Source organism: Agreia sp. Leaf210 (assembly GCF_001421485.1).
In the GTDB taxonomy this organism is placed as follows: domain Bacteria; phylum Actinomycetota; class Actinomycetes; order Actinomycetales; family Microbacteriaceae; genus Agreia.
Genome location: NZ_LMKK01000002.1, coordinates 806,718 through 823,134, shown reverse-complemented (window position 1 = coordinate 823,134; position 16,417 = coordinate 806,718). Strand labels below are relative to the sequence as shown.

13 protein-coding genes are annotated in these 16,417 nt (G+C 65.3%); 8 read left to right on the top strand and 5 right to left on the bottom strand.

What is annotated here, in order from left to right; translation table 11 throughout:
* Nucleotides 1-330 precede the first annotated feature (330 nt).
* Nucleotides 331-2,187 (top strand): glycosyltransferase family 4 protein, encoded by a 1,857-nt coding sequence (locus ASE64_RS17155; RefSeq protein WP_082466077.1) that lies wholly within the window; start codon nt 331-333, stop codon nt 2,185-2,187.
* A 174-nt stretch (nt 2,188-2,361) separates the two neighbouring features.
* On the opposite strand, the gene ASE64_RS09860 is transcribed toward ASE64_RS17155, so the two are convergent.
* The 5 genes from ASE64_RS09860 to ASE64_RS09840 all read right to left on the bottom strand — a co-directional run bounded on the left by ASE64_RS09860 (nt 2,362) and on the right by ASE64_RS09840 (nt 8,449).
* Nucleotides 2,362-3,507 (bottom strand): LacI family DNA-binding transcriptional regulator, encoded by a 1,146-nt coding sequence (locus ASE64_RS09860; protein ID WP_235480559.1) that lies wholly within the window; start codon nt 3,505-3,507, stop codon nt 2,362-2,364.
* A 103-nt stretch (nt 3,508-3,610) separates the two neighbouring features.
* The gene (locus ASE64_RS09855; protein WP_055779401.1) at nt 3,611-5,062 is read right to left on the bottom strand and encodes a GH1 family beta-glucosidase; all 1,452 of its coding nucleotides are present in this window, start codon (nt 5,060-5,062) and stop codon (nt 3,611-3,613) included.
* A gap of 1 nt (nt 5,063) precedes the next feature.
* Nucleotides 5,064-5,975 carry a carbohydrate ABC transporter permease gene (locus tag ASE64_RS09850; protein ID WP_055779398.1) on the bottom strand — a complete coding sequence of 304 codons (912 nt, stop codon included), beginning with the start codon at nt 5,973-5,975 and terminating at the stop codon, nt 5,064-5,066.
* Nucleotides 5,972-7,012, bottom strand: a complete 1,041-nt coding sequence (locus ASE64_RS09845; protein ID WP_055779395.1) for a carbohydrate ABC transporter permease — start codon at nt 7,010-7,012, stop codon at nt 5,972-5,974. Before ASE64_RS09845 ends, ASE64_RS09850 begins: the two co-directional genes overlap by 4 nt.
* Nucleotides 7,013-7,147: 135 nt before the next feature.
* Nucleotides 7,148-8,449, bottom strand: a complete 1,302-nt coding sequence (locus ASE64_RS09840) for an ABC transporter substrate-binding protein (protein WP_055779392.1) — start codon at nt 8,447-8,449, stop codon at nt 7,148-7,150.
* Nucleotides 8,450-8,749: 300 nt separating this feature from the next.
* On the opposite strand from ASE64_RS09840, the gene ASE64_RS09835 reads away from it, so the two are divergent.
* The 7 genes from ASE64_RS09835 (at nt 8,750) to rbsD (ending at nt 16,416) form a co-directional block, all read left to right on the top strand.
* Entirely contained in the window at nt 8,750-9,511 is a 762-nt protein-coding gene (locus ASE64_RS09835) for an ABC transporter ATP-binding protein (protein WP_082466073.1), read from the top strand.
* Entirely contained in the window at nt 9,508-11,100 is a 1,593-nt protein-coding gene (locus ASE64_RS09830) for a hypothetical protein (RefSeq protein WP_055779389.1), read from the top strand. The genes ASE64_RS09835 and ASE64_RS09830 overlap by 4 nt, the downstream gene beginning before the upstream one ends.
* A gap of 238 nt (nt 11,101-11,338) precedes the next feature.
* A complete protein-coding gene (locus ASE64_RS09825) occupies nt 11,339-12,256 on the top strand; it encodes a ribokinase (RefSeq protein ID WP_055779386.1) in 918 nt (305 codons plus the stop codon).
* Nucleotides 12,256-13,260: an ABC transporter permease gene (locus tag ASE64_RS09820; protein WP_055779383.1), complete on the top strand. Its 1,005-nt coding sequence runs from the start codon at nt 12,256-12,258 to the stop codon at nt 13,258-13,260. The genes ASE64_RS09825 and ASE64_RS09820 overlap by 1 nt, the downstream gene beginning before the upstream one ends.
* Nucleotides 13,261-13,312: 52 nt before the next feature.
* Nucleotides 13,313-14,341, top strand: coding sequence for a sugar ABC transporter substrate-binding protein (locus ASE64_RS09815; protein WP_055779380.1), 1,029 nt, complete (start codon nt 13,313-13,315; stop codon nt 14,339-14,341).
* Nucleotides 14,341-15,918, top strand: a complete 1,578-nt coding sequence (locus ASE64_RS09810) for a sugar ABC transporter ATP-binding protein (RefSeq protein WP_055779377.1) — start codon at nt 14,341-14,343, stop codon at nt 15,916-15,918. Before ASE64_RS09815 ends, ASE64_RS09810 begins: the two co-directional genes overlap by 1 nt.
* A gap of 42 nt (nt 15,919-15,960) precedes the next feature.
* Nucleotides 15,961-16,416 (top strand): D-ribose pyranase, encoded by a 456-nt coding sequence (gene rbsD, locus ASE64_RS09805; RefSeq protein ID WP_055779374.1) that lies wholly within the window; start codon nt 15,961-15,963, stop codon nt 16,414-16,416.
* Nucleotide 16,417: the final 1 nt, after the last annotated feature.

The following is a 16,417-nucleotide window of genomic DNA, read 5'->3' as shown; positions in this document are numbered from 1 at the left end:
CATAATCGCCTTCATCATCGGTGCCCCGCGAGATCGTCGTGTGTCGTCTTGATCTTGGTATGTCTGTCGAAATCATCCTCTGCGACAAGGTGGCTGGTCACGGCTGCAGTCACTCCTGCGGCTCTGATATCCGCTCAGCTGTGCGAGATGTAGATTGGCGGTCACCTGTAGGGCTCAAGTCGGCGGCCAGCCGTATTGCCCGATTCTGACTACGAAGAAGTGCTCGGACGCCCAGACGGATTCGGTCCACAGGACGATCATCATTGCTTATTCAGTCCTATCCAAATCGCTATGCGCGCCTAGTTGTTCATGTTGCGCTAGTTTCAAGAAATGGATACCTCGGATGGCGCCCGTCGGTTGGCAGAACTAGCTACTTCGGAGATTCGAGATGCCTTTAAGGGGTCTCAGTGGATTGCGCGGCGAATCCGCCAGGGCGCTCTGAAGGATCCCAGGCTGAAGGATTCTAAAGCTCGTATATGGGCGCAATCACCTGATCTCGTTATGGAGTCCGAGGAGGGAACGCTCTTCTTCGAGATAAAGAGCTTCAGGAGCGGCAACAATTCATCCTCGACGGCCCTGAATGCGTCCAGAGCAAGTTGGCTCCGCAGATCGTCTCCAAGCGCACGCAACCCTCGCGCGGTTCTAATTCTTCTGCTCGACGAATACGAGTTGGATTCGGATCCCGAATCTAAGCAACTCCGACTTACCTCGAACCTTCAGGTATTCGCGCGTCAGCTAACCGCGAAAAATGGATACGACGGCGTGCTTTTCATGTCGACGTCAGGGCAGTCTTCTTACATCGGGGTAGCAGTTCGATCGGGCTCCTATCGAACATTCGAGGATCTTTCTCAATCGCTTGAGTACCTGGCCAGTGGTATTTACAGCGAGGAACAAGACCGAAAGAAATCCGAGCGCGTTGCGTCCTACAAGGCATCCCTTGTAACTGGTGGTGCTTCTCCGAGCACTCGCGTCAACAGATTTCTTCTGGTTGCAGACGAATGGAATGCTGGCAAAGGCGGTATCACATCGTTTAATCGCGAACTCGCGTTGGCATTGAAACGCGCCGGAAAGGAAGTTTGTATCTATCTGCCAGCAGCGGATGAGGCTGTCACATATGAGGCATCGCTCTTGGGGATCGACATTGCAGTTCCGGCGACGGCGGTCCCCGGTCTCGACGGGGCGTCGGCACTACTCGTCCCTCAGCTTCGTCACTCCGGCAAAGAACGGTACAGCCCTGAGGTGGTCGTGGGCCACGGTCGAGTCCTTGGCCCCCACGCATATTATGTGCAAGGTCTCTACGAGGGGCGCGTACTTCGGGTGCACGTAGTTCACACGCATCCAGAACTGCTTGAACTGGCAAAGGAGGGAGCAGGCGGTGAGCCACGCACTCGAGTCGCCGACGAAAGGCGAAGTCTGGAAATACAGCTAGCTAGTTCAGCAGATGTCGTCGCAGGAGTCGGGCCGACTCTAGCGGGATGGATTTCGGATGATCTCGCTGCAATCGGCGCAGTGCCCCCGGTAGTTCAGATTAGGCCAGGATTACGAGACTGGGGAGACGTCCGGGATCCCCTGAAGGTTCCCGCTCAGCGCGAGTTCCTCATTGCCGGTCGAGTCGACGACTTTGAATCAAAGGGAATTGAGGTGGCGATCAGATCTGTCGGACATGCAGCGCTTACGCGACCGAGCCTAGCTGCAAGCGTTTCATTGGTTCTCAGAGGCGTGCCTCCGGAGCACGCCGCTATTCGCGATCGCGTGAACGCGATAGCGGATGAGTACGGGCTCAACGTCGTATTTAGGCCGTACTCCGCTTCCCCGAAAGACGTGGAGACCGACATGCGCAAGGCTGTGGCTGTGCTGATGCCTTCTTTGCACGAGGGGTTCGGGCTTTCAGCGTATGAGGCAATTGCGCTGGGCACGCCTGTTCTAATCAGCAATGAGAGTGGTCTTGCGCAGATGCTTCAGAACCTGAGGGCAAGCAATCTCATAACCAGCCATGTTCTTGCAACAAGCGCAAAGGGTGCCAATTTGGTTCCCCGGTGGTCCTCGCTCGTAGGCAGAGTGCTCGACGCGCCGGCCGAAGCTCTGAGAAACGCTGGTGTTCTATCGGATGAGCTGCGTCGGATTGATCTCTGGCGTTCTTCTACGGAGGAGCTCTTTTCCGCTCTTGAAACAGCGCAGGATTATTAATCGAGTTATGCGGTGCGGGAGATTCAGGGTGTTAGCGAGTAGAGGATGGCACTTTGTCACCTTCTATTGGTTGATTCTCGCGCAAATCTCTTGAAAATCGTTGCCTAGAGCTAGAAAGAGCTAACTTCATAGCCTTGCCGCAGAGCGCGCCTGTAGGTGTGCCACCACGCAATCTCACGCCGAATCGCGCTCCACGAGCTCGATCGGGATCCACGTCTCGCGCTCGACCGCTTCTCCCGCGATCAGCGTCAGCAGGGCCTTCACCATCTCCGCGCCCTTCTCCGACGTGTGCAGATCCACCGTCGTCAGCTGAGGCTTCGTATCGGTCGAGAAGGAGTTGTTGTCGATCGTGCTGATGGCCACATCACCGGGAACCGAGAGGCCGTGCTCTCGCAAAACGGACAGGGCGCCCGACGCCATCTGCGCCGAGGCGACGAAGAGTCCGTCGAACGGAACCCCGCGCCCGAGCAGGCGTTCCGCCGCCGCCGCTCCGCTCGCCGGGGTGTAATCGCCCTCTTCGACCAGCTCGAGAGCCGATTCGGAGGCGGAGTCTGAACCAAGCCCCGCGCCCTCGAGCGTCGAACGCCACCCGGCCAACCTGTCTCGGGCTGCGGTCGCCGCGAGGGGCCCAGTAATCGTCGCAATGCGCGTGCGCCCTCTATCGATCAAGTGCTGCGTCGCGATCGACGCCGCCGCGACATTGTCGACATCGACCGTGTGCGCCTCGAAGTCGACGTCGTCGACGGGCCGCACTCCGAAGACCACGGGCAGCGAGCGCGATAGCTCGAGATAGGTCGCCGACGAGCTGTGGTGTGACAGCAGTAGGGCTCCGTCGACGCTTCCGCTCTGCAGAAAACGGTGGGTCTTCTCGGCGTCTGCCTCTGACTCAATCAGCAGCGTGAGCGTGTAGTCGGTCGTCGACGCGTACATGGCCGCACCCTGGATCACCTCGGCGAAGTAGGGGTCGGCGAAGAATGCCGCCGTGCGCTCCGGGATCACCATCGCGATCATCTGGGTGCGCCGGCGCACGAGGTTGCGGGCGGCGCGGTTGGGCACGTAGTGCAGCTGTGCGATCGCCGCGTTCACTCGAGTGATCGCCTGCTCGGTCACCCGGGGAGACCCGTTGATCACCCGCGACGCCGTCGACTTCGAGACACCGGCCAGCGCGGCCACGCCCTCAAGGGTCGCAACCGGCGGCGCAGACGACGGCGAAGACGACACCGCAGCAGGCGCCGCTGCCGGCGACGCTGAACCAGCCGAAGCCCCCGCCACCGGCGCAACCCGCTCGGCCCGCTCAACGCGGGGGATGTCGGTCGTCACGTGGCTGCCCTGCGATCTCTCTGGCGAAACAAGAAGGTGACGCGCGAACGCCCGCGCCTTGCATCACTTTATTGGCTTTTCGTCAGTTTCAATCGACGGCTGCTTATTCGGGAATCGTGTGCGAGCGGATGAGCTTCGACAGCCACCGCCCGCTGTCCTTCACCGTGCGCTGCTGCGTCTCGTAGTCGACGTGCACGATGCCGAACCTCTTGCTGTAGCCGTAGCCCCACTCGAAGTTGTCGAGCAGCGACCACACGAGATACCCCCGCAGATCGACCCCGCGTCCGATCGCGCGATGGGCAGCCGTGAAGTGCCGACGCAGATAGTCGAGCCGCTCCACATCAAGAACGCGTCCACCCACGACCTCGTCATCAAAGGCCGCGCCGTTCTCGGTGATCATCAGCGGCAGCTCCGGAAACTGCGAGCTCAGCGACACCAGCAGCTCCTCGAGACCGTCGGGGGCTATGTTCCAGCCCATCGCGGTGAACGGCCCATCCTGCGTGAGGAATTCGACATCGAGGCTGCCCGGCCAAGGCGACCCACCGACATCCTTGTGCCCGTCGGCGTTCTCGCGCGGCGACGTGCCGTTCCACATGCGCACCCGGGCCGTGGAGTAGTAGTTGACGCCCAGAAAGTCGAGCGGCTGGTGAATGATCGCCGCATCGCCGGCGTGCACGAACGACCAGTCGGTGACGTCGGCGGTGTCGGCGATGAGATCGGCCGGGTAGCCGCCAGCCAGCATCGGCCCGGTGAACGAGCGGTTGGCCAGCGCATCGATACGCCGGATGGCCTGCGGCGAGGTCTCGTCGTCGCCACGGATCACATGGAAGTTCAGCGTGACGGACACCTCGGCGTTCGGCACGACCTCGCGCAGCACCTGCACCGCGAGGCCGTGGGCGAGATTGAGGTGGTGCATCGCGGCGAGGGCATCGGCCCCGGATGTGCGGCCCGGCGCGTGCGCGCCCGATCCGTACCCGAGAAACGCGCTGCACCACGGCTCGTTCAGCGTGGTCCACACCTGCACCCGGTCGCCGAGTTCGGTGGCCACGATGCGGGTGTACTCCGCGAAGCGATAGGCGGTCTCGCGGTTCGTCCACCCGCCCGCGTCTTCGAGCGCCTGCGGCAGATCCCAGTGATACAGGGTGGCGATGGGCCGGATGCCGCGGTCGAGCAATCCGTCGACCAGACGCCCATAGAAGTCGAGCCCCGCCTCGTTGACGGCGCCCGAGCCGAGAGGCTGGATGCGCGGCCACGCGATGGAGAACCGATACGCCTCGAGCCCCAGCTCGGCCATCAGATCGAGGTCGTCTTCGAGCCGGTTGTAGTGGTCGTCGGCCACCTCGCCGGTGTCGCCGTTGACGATGGCGCCGGGCGTCGCGCTGAATGTGTCCCAGATCGACGGGCCGCGTCCGTCGGCGGTGACCGCTCCCTCGATCTGGTACGAGGCCGTGGCCGAGCCGATCACGAAGGCCGTGTCGAAGACGAGTCCGGAATCGCGGTAGTCGGGGCTGCCCGCGGGGCTCTCCCGGGTGTCGGGAAGGATGTCGATGGTCATGTCAGCCTTTCACTGCGCCTTGCATGATGCCCGCCACGAGCTGCTTGCCCGCGACGATGAAGAGGATAAGAAGGGGAATGACCGAGAGCACGGCGCCCGCGAGCACCATGGAGTTGTCGGGAGTCTGCCCTCCGCTGGCGCTGAGCGCGGCGAGCGCGGTCTGCACGCTCGGATTGCGCGGGCCGAGCACGAGCAGCGGCCAGAGGAAGTCGGTCCACGCGGCCATGAACGTGAACAGGGCGAGCACGGCCATGGCGGGCCTCGCGGCCGGAACCGCGACGTGCCAGAACGTGCCCCACATGCTCGCGCCATCCATGCGTGCGGCCTCGATCAGCTCGTCGGGAATCACATCGACCAGGTACTGCCGCATGAAGAACACGCCGAACGCAGTCACCAGACCGGGCACGATCACGGCCTGCAGGGTGCCGATCCACTGCCACTCGGCCATCAGCATAAAGAGAGGAATGATGCCGAGCTGCGTGGGAATCGCCATCGTGGCGATCACCGCGAGCAGTAATCCGTTGCTGGCCCTGAAGCGCAGCTTGGCGAACGAGTAGCCCGCCAGCGTCGAGAAGAACACCACCGAGATGGTGATGGCACCCGAGATGATGATGCTGTTCGCCAGCGCCTGCCAGAACGGCACCGTCGTGAAGACCTCGGCGGCTTTGTCGAGAAAGTTCGGGCCGGGCAGGATGGCCGGGGGCACGAGATTGGTATCGGACGACTGGCGGCTGCCGATGACGAACGACCACCAGAGCGGGAACGCGGAGCCGATGAAGAAGGCCGCGAGAAGTGCGTAGCTGAGCATGCCGGGGCGCTCGTAGGCCTTCTTGCGTCGCGACCGACGCTCGGCCTCGATGAGCCGTGGCGTCGCATCCGGTTCTGATTTCGGCGGGGTGATCAGCGCGGTCATGACGCCGCTCCTTTCGCTCGCTGCGCAGCCGCGGGGGCGGATGCGATGGGCACCGGTTTCGCGTCGGCCGTGCGGATGGCGCGGGTGATGGCGAAGTTGATGAGCCCGGCCAGGATGATGATGAGGAAGAGGATCCACGCGGTGGCGGAGGCCCGGCCGAAGTCTCGGCGGGGGAAGGCCAACTCATAGAGGTAGAGCACGATCGTCTGGAACTGGCGGTCGCTGCCGCCGTTCGTGCGGCCGTCGAAGAGCTTCGGCTCGGTGAAGATCTGCAGCCCGCCGATGGTCGAGGTGATGACCACGAAGATGAGCGTCGGGCGGATCATGGGAACCGTGATCGACCAGAAGCGGCGGATCTTGTTCGCGCCGTCGAGGGCGGCGGATTCATAGACGTCGCGGGGGATGGCCTGCATCGCGGCGAGCAGGATGAGCGCGTTGTAGCCCGTCCAGCGCCAGTTGACCATGCTCGCGATCGCGAAGTGCGAGGGCAGAACGTCGAAGGCCCAGCGGATGGGCTCGAGCCCGAATGCTTCGAGGAGCCCGGCGACGGGGCCGTGGTACTGGTTGAAGATCTGCGCGAAGATCACGGCGACGGCGACCGGGGCCACGATGTAGGGCAACAGGATGCTCATGCGCCAGAAGGTCTTGCCGCGCAGCGCCTGATCGAGCAGGGCCGCAAGACCCGTGGCGATGATCAGCTGCGGGATGGCCGACAGCAGGAAGATGCTGATGGTGTTGCGGAACGCGTTCCAGAAGAATGGGTCGGTCAGCACCTCGACGTAGTTGTTGAGGCCGACGAAGTCGCCCTGGCCCTTGAGCAGGTGCCAGTCGTAGAGCGAGACGTTCAGCGTGTACGCGATCGGAAAGATGCCGATGAGCGCGAAGAGGATGAAGAACGGCGCTATATAGAGGTAGGGAGAGACCTTGTAGTCGAAGCGGGCGAGCTTCTGCTTGAGGGTCAGGTCGGGCTTCGCCGGTTTCGGTGAGCGCGGCGGTGTCGACGGGTGTGACGGTTTCGTCAGGGTGGAGCTGGTCATCTTTGAGCCAATCCGAAAGGCGACGCGGGGTGCAGGTGGTGTGGGTGGGGGCGACTCGACAGGCCCGCGACAGACGTGCGGTTCATCTGTCGGTCCTGTCGGGCTTGTCGAGCCGCCCCCGGTAGAGCGGGAGAGCTAGCCGACGATCTGGTCGAGCAGCTTCATCGCTTCCTTCCAGGCGGTGTCACCGTCGGTGATCTCGCCCTGGCTCACGCGGTCGAAGATCGGCCCGAACACGTTGTCCTGGATGTTCGAGTCCTCCGGTCCCTTGACCTGGGCGATGACGCCCTCTGAGCGGGCAGCGAAGATCTCGCCGATGGGAGCGTCGTTGAAGAACGCGCTCGTCGTGTCGCCGACGAGCTTCTGGCCCTCGACGGTGCTGGGGAACGGGCCGGCCAGTTCGAACGATGCAGCCTGCTGCTCGGGAGCTGCGAGCCAGAGAGCCAGCTTCGCTGCCTCTTCCTTGTGCTCGCTCGACTCGGAGACACCGAGGAAGGCGCCGCCCCAGTTGGCCGATCCGCCGGGGAGGACGTCGGCGAAGTCCCAGCCGCTGTCAGTGGTTCCCTCGTCGTAGTAGCCCTGCACGATGCCGAGCATCCAGCTCGGGCACATGTAGACGGCGTACTTGTCTTCCTTGGCCTCGGGGCCCACGTCCCATCCGGGAAGGCCGGCACCGAGCTTGGACTTCTCGGCCTCGACGATCTTCACGAACTGGTCTTTCAGAACGTCGTTGCCCTCGATGTTGAGGGTCTCGCCGTCTTTCTTGTAGTAGCCCTCCTCCTGCTGGTTCACGAAAGAGTTCCAGAAGAATCGGGGGCTGTGATAGAACGCCTTGCCGCTCTTGTCCTTGTACTCCTGGCCGACCTCGAAGAAGCGATCCCACGTGGCGTCTTCGCCGCCGAAGTACTCTGCGACTGCCGTGCGTTCGCTCGGAAGGCCCGCGGCCTCGAACAGGTCGCCGCGGTAGCAGAGGCCCTGGGGGCCGATGTCGAGACCGGCGCCGATGACCCGGCCGTCGGCATCCGTGCCCTGCTTGTACTTCCAGTCGAGCCAGGAGTCCTTCTGGTCTTCGATGCCGTAGTCGCGCAGGTCGACGAACGAGTCGCTGACCTCGGCGATCGTGCCGAGCCAGCCCTCCTCGATGGCGACGACGTCGCTGAGGCCGGTGCCGGCCGCGATCTTCGCGTAGGCGTCGTCGCGAGCCGCGCCGCCGCCCTCGAGGTTGGTCGCCTCGATGGTGACGTTGGGGTTCTCCTCCATGTACTTCTCGTAGTTGGCGTCGACACCCATGGTGCCGAACGTGGTGATCGACAGGGTCACTTTGCCCCCGTCTTCACCGCCGTTCGACGAGCCGGATGCCGCGCATCCGGTCGCGAGTAATGCCAGTGTTGCGACGCCGGCGACAGACGCGGCGATTTTTCGTCGTGAAGATTTCACGGTCACTCCTTTGTGTGCGTGGGCAGTGCCAGAGAGCGCTCTCAGTTGTTGACGTTTCGTTGGCCGTGGAAGCGCTCCCATGGGTTGCGAGAAACACTATGTCGAGGCTTCTCGCGAGTCAAGAGTTTTCGTGGAACCGTTCCCACGGATGTCGAATCGTGACCTTTGCGGGGCCGCTGCGTCGGTGGAGGACGGGAGTATCCGCGCCGGTTGGGAGCATCCGCGCCCACTCGTCCAGGCGCGGATAGACCGAACAGCAGCGGATGCGCGCGAACGCAGCGCTACGCAATACTGAAGAGCGTGATCAGCGCCGTCGAAGTCGAAGAATGTGCCCTCTCGATCGACGACGTCGCTCTGCTCGAGCCCGTCTCGTTCGCGGTCGAAAGCGGCCAAGCGCTCGCGGTCACCGGCTCCAACGGCTCAGGCAAGACGACTCTGCTGCGCATTCTCGCCGGACTCGCGCGACCGACCTCGGGGGCGGCGCGCATCCAGGGATCTGCCGTCGACGAGCGCAGCGCCGCGTTCCGCAGGGCGGTCAGTGGCTCGATCGGGCGGCCTCCCGTGGCGCGAGATCTCACACTCGAAGAGCACCTCGCATTGGTCGCCGCGTCGTGGGGCGAGTCGGTGGATGCCGCACGGCAGCGCGCCGCGGCCGAGCTCGAGCGGTGGCAGCTGGGCGCGCTTCGCCGCAGGTTTCCGCACGAGCTCTCGTCGGGGCAGTCGCAGTTGTTCGCGCTGGCGCTCGCGGTGCTGCGCCCCTACGACGTGCTCGTGCTGGATGAACCGGAGCAGCGCCTCGACTCCGACCGGCTCGGCATCGTGAGCGAGGTGCTGCTCAGCGAGATCGGGGCGGGGCGCACGCTGGTGTTCGCGACGCACAGCTCGGTCTTGGCCGACGCCGTGGCGACGCGGTCGATTCGCCTCGGCGACGTCTTCACACGCAGCGGCGCGGCTGAGCTCGACAGTGAAGGTCGCGACGACGCTGCGATGGAGGGCGCACGAGGCGACCACCCGGCAGCCGACGGCACACGAGGCGACGACGCGCCGGGCGACGGCGCGTGACCGACGCGGCCACGAGCATCCGGCCCGCGCGCATGCCGAGCGCGCGCGAGACCGCGGAGTCGCTGCGGGCGGTGCGCGTGATTCGGCGGGCGCGCTCCGAGGGGCGTTCGCGCGGCGACGTGGCCTATGCCGTGTACGCCGGAATCATGGTCGCGGCGATCGTGGTGGCGCCCATTCTGCGAGCCGTCGTTCTGTATCTGGCCGAGCCGGCGGCATCCGCGGTGCTCGCCGACGTGGGCCCCGCCGCAAGCGGAACCGTCTTCGCGCTCGCGTGCGCCGCATTCGTGGCGCTCGGCGGTGTGCGCGGCCCGGCGCTGATGACACCGTTTCTGACGTTCGCGGTGGTGGGCGGTGGGCATCCGCGGCGACGCACGCTGCTGAGGCCGATGGTGCGAGCGGTGCTCGGGCTGGCGCTGGCGGGGGCCGCGATCTCGCTGCTGCTCGGGCTCGTTCTGGTGACCGTGGGCAGCGCGTCGGTGGGCGCCGCGGGTGCGTTCGCGGGGGCGGGTGCGCTGGTCGGTATCGTGTGTGCCGGATGCTGGCTGCTCGGCCAGCTTGCGTCGGCTGCGGTTCGCGCGGGCGTCGCGGGCGGGGTGCTGGCGAGCGCGATTCTCTGGGCGGCGCTGCCCGGGGCGTCTGTCGTGCTGCCGTGGGGGTGGATCGCGGAGCTGTTTCCCGCCGGGGTCGTGTCGGGCAGCGCGATTGGCCCGCTGCTGGGGCTTGGCGTTCTCGCGGTCGTGGCGCTCGCGGCTATCCCGCTGCTGCTCGACGGGCTTCGCGGGCCGGGGCTGCTGGCTCAGGCTCAGCGCTGGCAGACCGCCGGAACGCTCGCCTTCACGGGTGACCTCGCGATGGCGATGGGGGAGTTCCGGGCGGTGCCGCGGCGGGGCCGAGGTCTGGCGGCTCTGGGGTGCGGCGGCGGTCGCCGTCGCGGCGGATTGGTGGGGGTGTTCGCGCGGCGCGATCTCGTGGGGTCGTTGCGCACGCCGGCGCGCTTCGTTCTGGCGTGCGCCGGATGCCTCGGGTTCGGTCTGCTGATCGCGGTGGCGGTCGGCGCATCCGGGGTCGCGGTGTGGATCGCGGCCTGCGCGGCCGCGGTCGTGGGGTTTCTCGCGCTGGGGGTGTGGAGCGACGGATTCCGGCACGCGGCCGAGGCGGCATCGGCGCCCGCGCTCTACGGGGTGTCGACGCTGCGCCTGGTCGGCCTGCACGCGGTGCTGCCGGTGATCGGGGGCGTTCTGTTCTCGGCGGGCGGCGTGGTGATCGGACTCGTTCTGTGGGGCGGGGGTGCGTGGCTGGCGCTCGGCGCGGCCGTGTTGAGCGTGCTGCTGCTCGTTCTCGTGCGCGTCTACGACTCGGTGAAGGGGCCGTTGCCGCAGGAGCTGATGGCTCCGATTCCGACGCCGGCGGGTGACGCGTCGGCGCTGGTGGTTGCGGTGTGGCAGGCAGACGCGGTGATCATCACGTGCGTGGCGGTGGGAGTCGTCACAGCGAACGTCGCTTCGGGCGGCGTGGCCGGCGTCGCATGGGCGATGGTATTCGGGGTCGTGGTCGGCTGGATGGCACGGCGGCGCGTTCTGGCGAGCTGACGCCTTCATCGAGTTGCACGAAAATGCCGCTTCTCGATGAAGGGAAGCGGCGTTTTTATGCAACTCGGTGCTGTGGCGACTACTGAGTTGCTTCGTCGTCCGAGCCCGGTCGGGCCTGCGGGTCCAGGCCAGGGCAGCACGCAAGAGAGATTTTCTCGAATTCCTTGACAGTGGACATATGTATACATAGATTGCTCTTGTCTACGTTTGTTCATACACAAGAAGGCAGCACTGATCAATGAAGATCGCAGTAGTTGGCAGCTATGGCGTCGGGCTCACGATGAGAGTTCCCCAGGCCCCCGGGCCCGGCGAGACCGTGGCCGGCGGCACATTCGACGAAGGTCCCGGAGGCAAAGGGTCGAACCAGGCCGTGGGCGCGGCGCGCCTCGGCGCGCAGGTTTCGTTTCTCACCGCTGTCGGAGACGACGCGTTCGGGCAGGCCGGTCAGAACCTCTGGATCGACGAGGGCGTCAATGCATCGCACGTGATCATCGGCGAACGCCCCACCATGGTGGGCTTTATCATCGTCGAACCGTCGGGCGAGAATCGCATCGCCCTCGCGCCGGGTGCTCTCGACGAGCTCGACGCTATTCACGTCGCGAACTTCACGGACGAGATCGCCGCGGCCGACGTTCTCGTCGTCTCCATGGAGATCCCCGAGGCGGCCGTCGTCGAGGCGCTGCGCATCGGACGTCGGCGCGGCACGACGACGTTGCTCAACCCTGCTCCGGCCCGCCCTCTGCCCGACGACGTCTGGTCGATGATCGACGTGATTACCCCGAACCAGACCGAGGCGCCCGTGCTCCTTGGGCTTCCTGCCGACCACGACCGCTCCGACGAGCAGCTCGCCCGCGAGCTGCAGGAACGCACCGGAGGCTGCGTCGTGCTCACCCGGGGAGGCGGTGGATCGCTGCTTTGCGCCGCTGACCAGCAGCTGCACTCGATCCCCGCGTTGACGGTCGAGCACGTCGTCGACACCACCGGAGCCGGTGATTCGTACACCTCAGCCTTCGCGGTGGCCCTGGCCCAGGGCATCCCGCTGGTTGACGCCGCGCGCTATGCGGCGGCGGCCGGCGCGCACGCCGTCACGATCGCCGGCGTGATTCCAGCGCTTCCCACCCGAAACCAACTCCCGCCCCTGATTGGAAATCTCTGATGACCACCGCCACCGCGATGACGCGTCCGGCCTCTTCGTTCGATCCACGCAAGCTGCTCAAACTGCGCGAGGCAGGGGTGTTCGCCGCCCTGATCCTGCTCTTCATCCTCGGAGTCGTGCTCTCGCCCAGCTTTGTGCAGCCCAGCAACCTGCTCTCTGTCGGGCAGCAGGTCGCTCAAATCGGCATCATGGCCGTGGGCGCGACGTTCGTGATCATCAACGGGGAGATCGACCTCTCGGTCGGTTCGATCTACGCTCTCTCCGCGATCACCACCGGCATGGCCATCACGGCCGGAACACCCTGGCCCCTCGCCATCCTGCTCGGCGTCGTCGTCGCCGCGCTCGCCGGGCTTCTGAACGGGCTCGCAGTCGTGCTGCTCGGGGTGCCCTCATTCATCGTCACCCTGGGGAGCCTCAGCGTGTTCCGTGGCGCGACTCTGCTCATCTCGAACGGCGCACCGATCTCGCTTTCGAGCGAGCAGCCGGGCGTCGCCGAGTTCACCCTCATCGGTCAGGGTCGCCTTTTCGGCGTCATCCCCATGCAGCTGCTGATCTTCGCCGCCATCGCCGCCATCGGAATCGTGCTGCTCTCGCGAGCCCGCCTCGGATTCAACACCTATGCGGTCGGCGGAAACCAGGAGGCGGCCCGCCTTGTGGGCATCAACGTGAAGCGCGTGAAGCTCACCGCGTTCATCCTCTCGGGCATCACGGCGGGCATCGCGGGAGTACTCGGGCTCTCATTCCTCTCGTATGTGCAGGGTGTCACGGGCACGGGCCTCGAACTCACCGTGATCTCGGCCGTGATCATCGGCGGCGCGGCGCTCTTCGGAGGCTCCGGAACGATGTGGGGAACCATCATCGGCGTCGTGTTCATCGGCCTGCTGCAAAACATCCTCAACATCAACGGCATCTCGAGCTTCTGGCAGACAGTCGTGACCGGATTCGTGATCGTCGCAGCGGTCGCCGCCGATACCTGGCAGCGCAGACGAAAGACGAAGGCCTGACGTGCCTTCACCCTCACCCCAGATAGCACCGGACATTAACAAAGGAGTACTCATGTCCCTCACCACCACAGCCCGGCGGCTTCTCGCCACGGGTGCGCTCGTGGCCGCAACCGCCCTCGCGGTGAGCGGGTGCGGCGCCATCACCACCGGCAACGACGCCGGATCCTCCGACGGAGGATTCCAGCTCGCGTCCTACATACAGGACCGCGTCGACAGCGGCGAGCCGATGCGCATTAAGCTCAGCTACCACGACCCCTCCCTCGCCTTCGCGACACCCATCTCGAAGGGAATGGAGAAGGCTGGCGACGAGATGGATGCCGACGTGCAGCTCATCGGCCCGACCGGCGGCGACGCAGCCAAGCAGGTCTCCGAACTCCAGACGCTCATTCAGCAGAAGTCGATCGACGGCCTCGCCGTATCATCGGCCTCGAGCGACGCCCTCAAACCCGTGATCGCCCAGGCCTACGACGCCGGAATCCCGATCATCTCGTTCAACACCGACAACCCCGACTCCAAGCAGATGGGTTTCGTCGGCCAGGATCTGAAGGGCTCAGGCAAGTCGGAGGCCGAGGAACTGGTGAAGACGCTCGGTGACGGCGCGACCGGCAAGGTCGTGGTCTTCTCGCTCGACACGGGGGCCGGATGGTCGAACGACCGATTCAGCGGCTTCGAGGAGGGAATCAAGGCGTCAGGCCTAGAGGTCATGGGGCCGGTGAACGTCGGCAACGAGCCCAATGCCGCGTACAACACTGTGGAGTCGACTATGGCCGGAGCTGGAGACGTCGTGGCCATCGCGGGCCTCGACTGCTGCAGCACGACCGCCGCGGCCAAGTGGGTCGAGCAGTCGGGCAACACCGGCAAGATCACCATGGTGGGCTTCGACCTGCTGCCCCAGACCGCCGACTTCGTGAACAACGGCGTGGTCTCGTTCACCATCAGCCAGAACCCCGAAGAGCAGGGCTACCAGGCCGTGAAGGTTCTGGTCGACTTCCTGAAGGACAAGACGGTGGTCAAGGGTGTCGACACTGGCGCCCAGTTCATCGACAAGTCGAACATCGCCGACGCGACGGTAGAGGGCTGATGACGATGCCTTCCCCGCTCGACAAGACCGGCGCGACCGGCGTCACCCCGGGCGTCGCCATCCGCATCCAGAATCTGAGCCGCAGCTTCGGCCCAGTGCGGGCACTCGAAGACGTGAGCTTCGACGTGACCGCCGGTGAGACCACGGCGTTGCTCGGAGAGAACGGTGCCGGCAAATCGACACTGCTCAAGATCCTGGCAGGCCTTCAACCCCCGAGCGGGGGAGGCGTCGTCGCCTTCGGCGAGAACGTTGAATCGTACGACCCGAACACGATGCTCACGCGCTACGGCATCGCCATCGTGCCGCAGGAACTGTCGCTGCTGCCCGATCGGAGCGTCGCCGAGAACATCCTGGCAGGCATCGAGCCCGGCAACCGCTGGTTCCCGTCACGGCGCCGGATGATCGCGCGGGCGTTGGATCTGCTGGCCGACCTCGATCTCGTGGTCGACCCCAACTCGCCCGTCAGGACCCTCGATCTCGCCACTCAGCAGCTCATAGTCGTGGCGCGATCCATTGCCAGGGAGTGCCGCGTGCTCATCCTCGACGAGCCCACGGCGATGCTCACCCCGGCCGAGTCGGACAGGCTGTTCGCCCTGATGGCGACGCTCAAGCGGGCCGGCACGACCATGGTCTACGTGTCGCACCGCATGCCGGAGGTGTTCCTGCTCGCGGACCGCATCGAGGTTCTGCGCGACGGCTGTCATGTCGCCGGGTGGAGACGCGACGAGGTTACTCCCGATCAGGCGGTCGCCGCCATGGTCGGGCGAGAACTCGGACAGTTCACCTCGCGGGCAGAGCTCTCGGTCGCCCGTGCGAGCGACCGCGACGCGTCGGCACCCGCTCTCGCCCTGCGTGGGCTCACCGGCCGTCGTCACCACGGCGTCGACCTAGAGATCCGCCCGGGAGAGATCGTGGGCATCGCGGGCCTGCCCGACAGCGGGCGCGTCGAACTGCTGCACCACATCTTCGGCGGAGACACCGGAAGCGACGGAACGGTCGAGCTGCTCGGTCGGCCCTACGTGAACCGGAGCCCCATCGAGAGCGTGCAGCGGCGGCTCGGATTCGTTCCGGGCGAGCGACGGGCCCAGGGCCTGCTGACCTCGATGAGCGTGGCCGAGAACGTGGGCGTGCTCACGGTGAAGGCCGTCACCTCGGCCGGGCTGCTCAAGCGTCGGGCGTTCGACAAGCGCGCCACCGAACTCGCGCGTGGCTTCCGCGTCAAGACCGCCACAATGGACCAGCCGATCACGAACCTCTCGGGCGGCAACCAGCAGAAGGCGATGCTCGCCCGGTGGATCGCCATCGACCCCGCGGTTCTCATCCTCGACGAGCCCACCCGAGGCGTCGACGTCGGAGCGAAGGCCGAGATCTACGAACAGCTCTTCGCGCTGGCGGAACGCGGCGTGGCCATCGTCTGCTCGTCGTCGGACCTGCCCGAGCTGCTCACCATCACCGACCGCATCGCCGTCATGAGCGAGGGGCGCGTCGTCGACGTCGTCGCGACGAAGACCGCCACCGAGGAGTCGATCATGACCTCGGCGACCGGAGCGGTGACCCACACGGGAACGCTCGCCTGAGCATCCGCACCCCACCCGTTCGACCATCTCGAAAGGACAACCATGAAGCGCACAGGAATTCTGAACGCCCAGCTGAGCGGCGCACTCGCGACCCTCGGTCACACCGATCTCATTCTCGTCGTCGACGCCGGCTTCCCCATTCCCCGTGAGGCGCAACGCGTCGACCTGGCCATCGCGCAGAACGTGCCCGATCTGCGCACCGTCATCTCGCTCATCGCCGACGAGATCATCGTCGAGGGCGTGGTGCGCGCCGACGATGTGACCAGCAACAACCCGAAGCTCGACGAGTGGCTGCTCGACCGGTTCGCCGACGCCGAGTTCAGCACTCGAAGCCACGCCGACATGCTCGGCGAACTCGCCCTGCAGGCGAAGGTCATCGTGCGAACGGGCGCCTTCGAACCGTGGGGCAACATCGGCCTCTTCTGCGGCGTCGACGTTCCGCAGTGGTTCGGCGGAGAAGGCATCATCGCACCCGACTACTACGCATCCAAACTCTGAT

What these genes read in the sequence shown, in the direction of transcription:
- ASE64_RS09855 (WP_055779401.1), bottom strand. Translation starts at nt 5,062, where the DNA reads ATGACCATCGACATCCTTCCCGACACCCGGGAGAGCCCCGCGGGCAGC.
- ASE64_RS09845 (WP_055779395.1), bottom strand. Translation starts at nt 7,012, where the DNA reads ATGACCAGCTCCACCCTGACGAAACCGTCACACCCGTCGACACCGCCG.
- ASE64_RS09810 (WP_055779377.1), top strand. Translation starts at nt 14,341, where the DNA reads ATGACGATGCCTTCCCCGCTCGACAAGACCGGCGCGACCGGCGTCACC.
- rbsD (WP_055779374.1), top strand. Translation starts at nt 15,961, where the DNA reads ATGAAGCGCACAGGAATTCTGAACGCCCAGCTGAGCGGCGCACTCGCG.
- ASE64_RS09850 (WP_055779398.1), bottom strand. Translation starts at nt 5,975, where the DNA reads ATGACCGCGCTGATCACCCCGCCGAAATCAGAACCGGATGCGACGCCA.
- ASE64_RS09820 (WP_055779383.1), top strand. Translation starts at nt 12,256, where the DNA reads ATGACCACCGCCACCGCGATGACGCGTCCGGCCTCTTCGTTCGATCCA.
- ASE64_RS17155 (WP_082466077.1), top strand. Translation starts at nt 331, where the DNA reads ATGGATACCTCGGATGGCGCCCGTCGGTTGGCAGAACTAGCTACTTCG.
- ASE64_RS09815 (WP_055779380.1), top strand. Translation starts at nt 13,313, where the DNA reads ATGTCCCTCACCACCACAGCCCGGCGGCTTCTCGCCACGGGTGCGCTC.
- ASE64_RS09825 (WP_055779386.1), top strand. Translation starts at nt 11,339, where the DNA reads ATGAAGATCGCAGTAGTTGGCAGCTATGGCGTCGGGCTCACGATGAGA.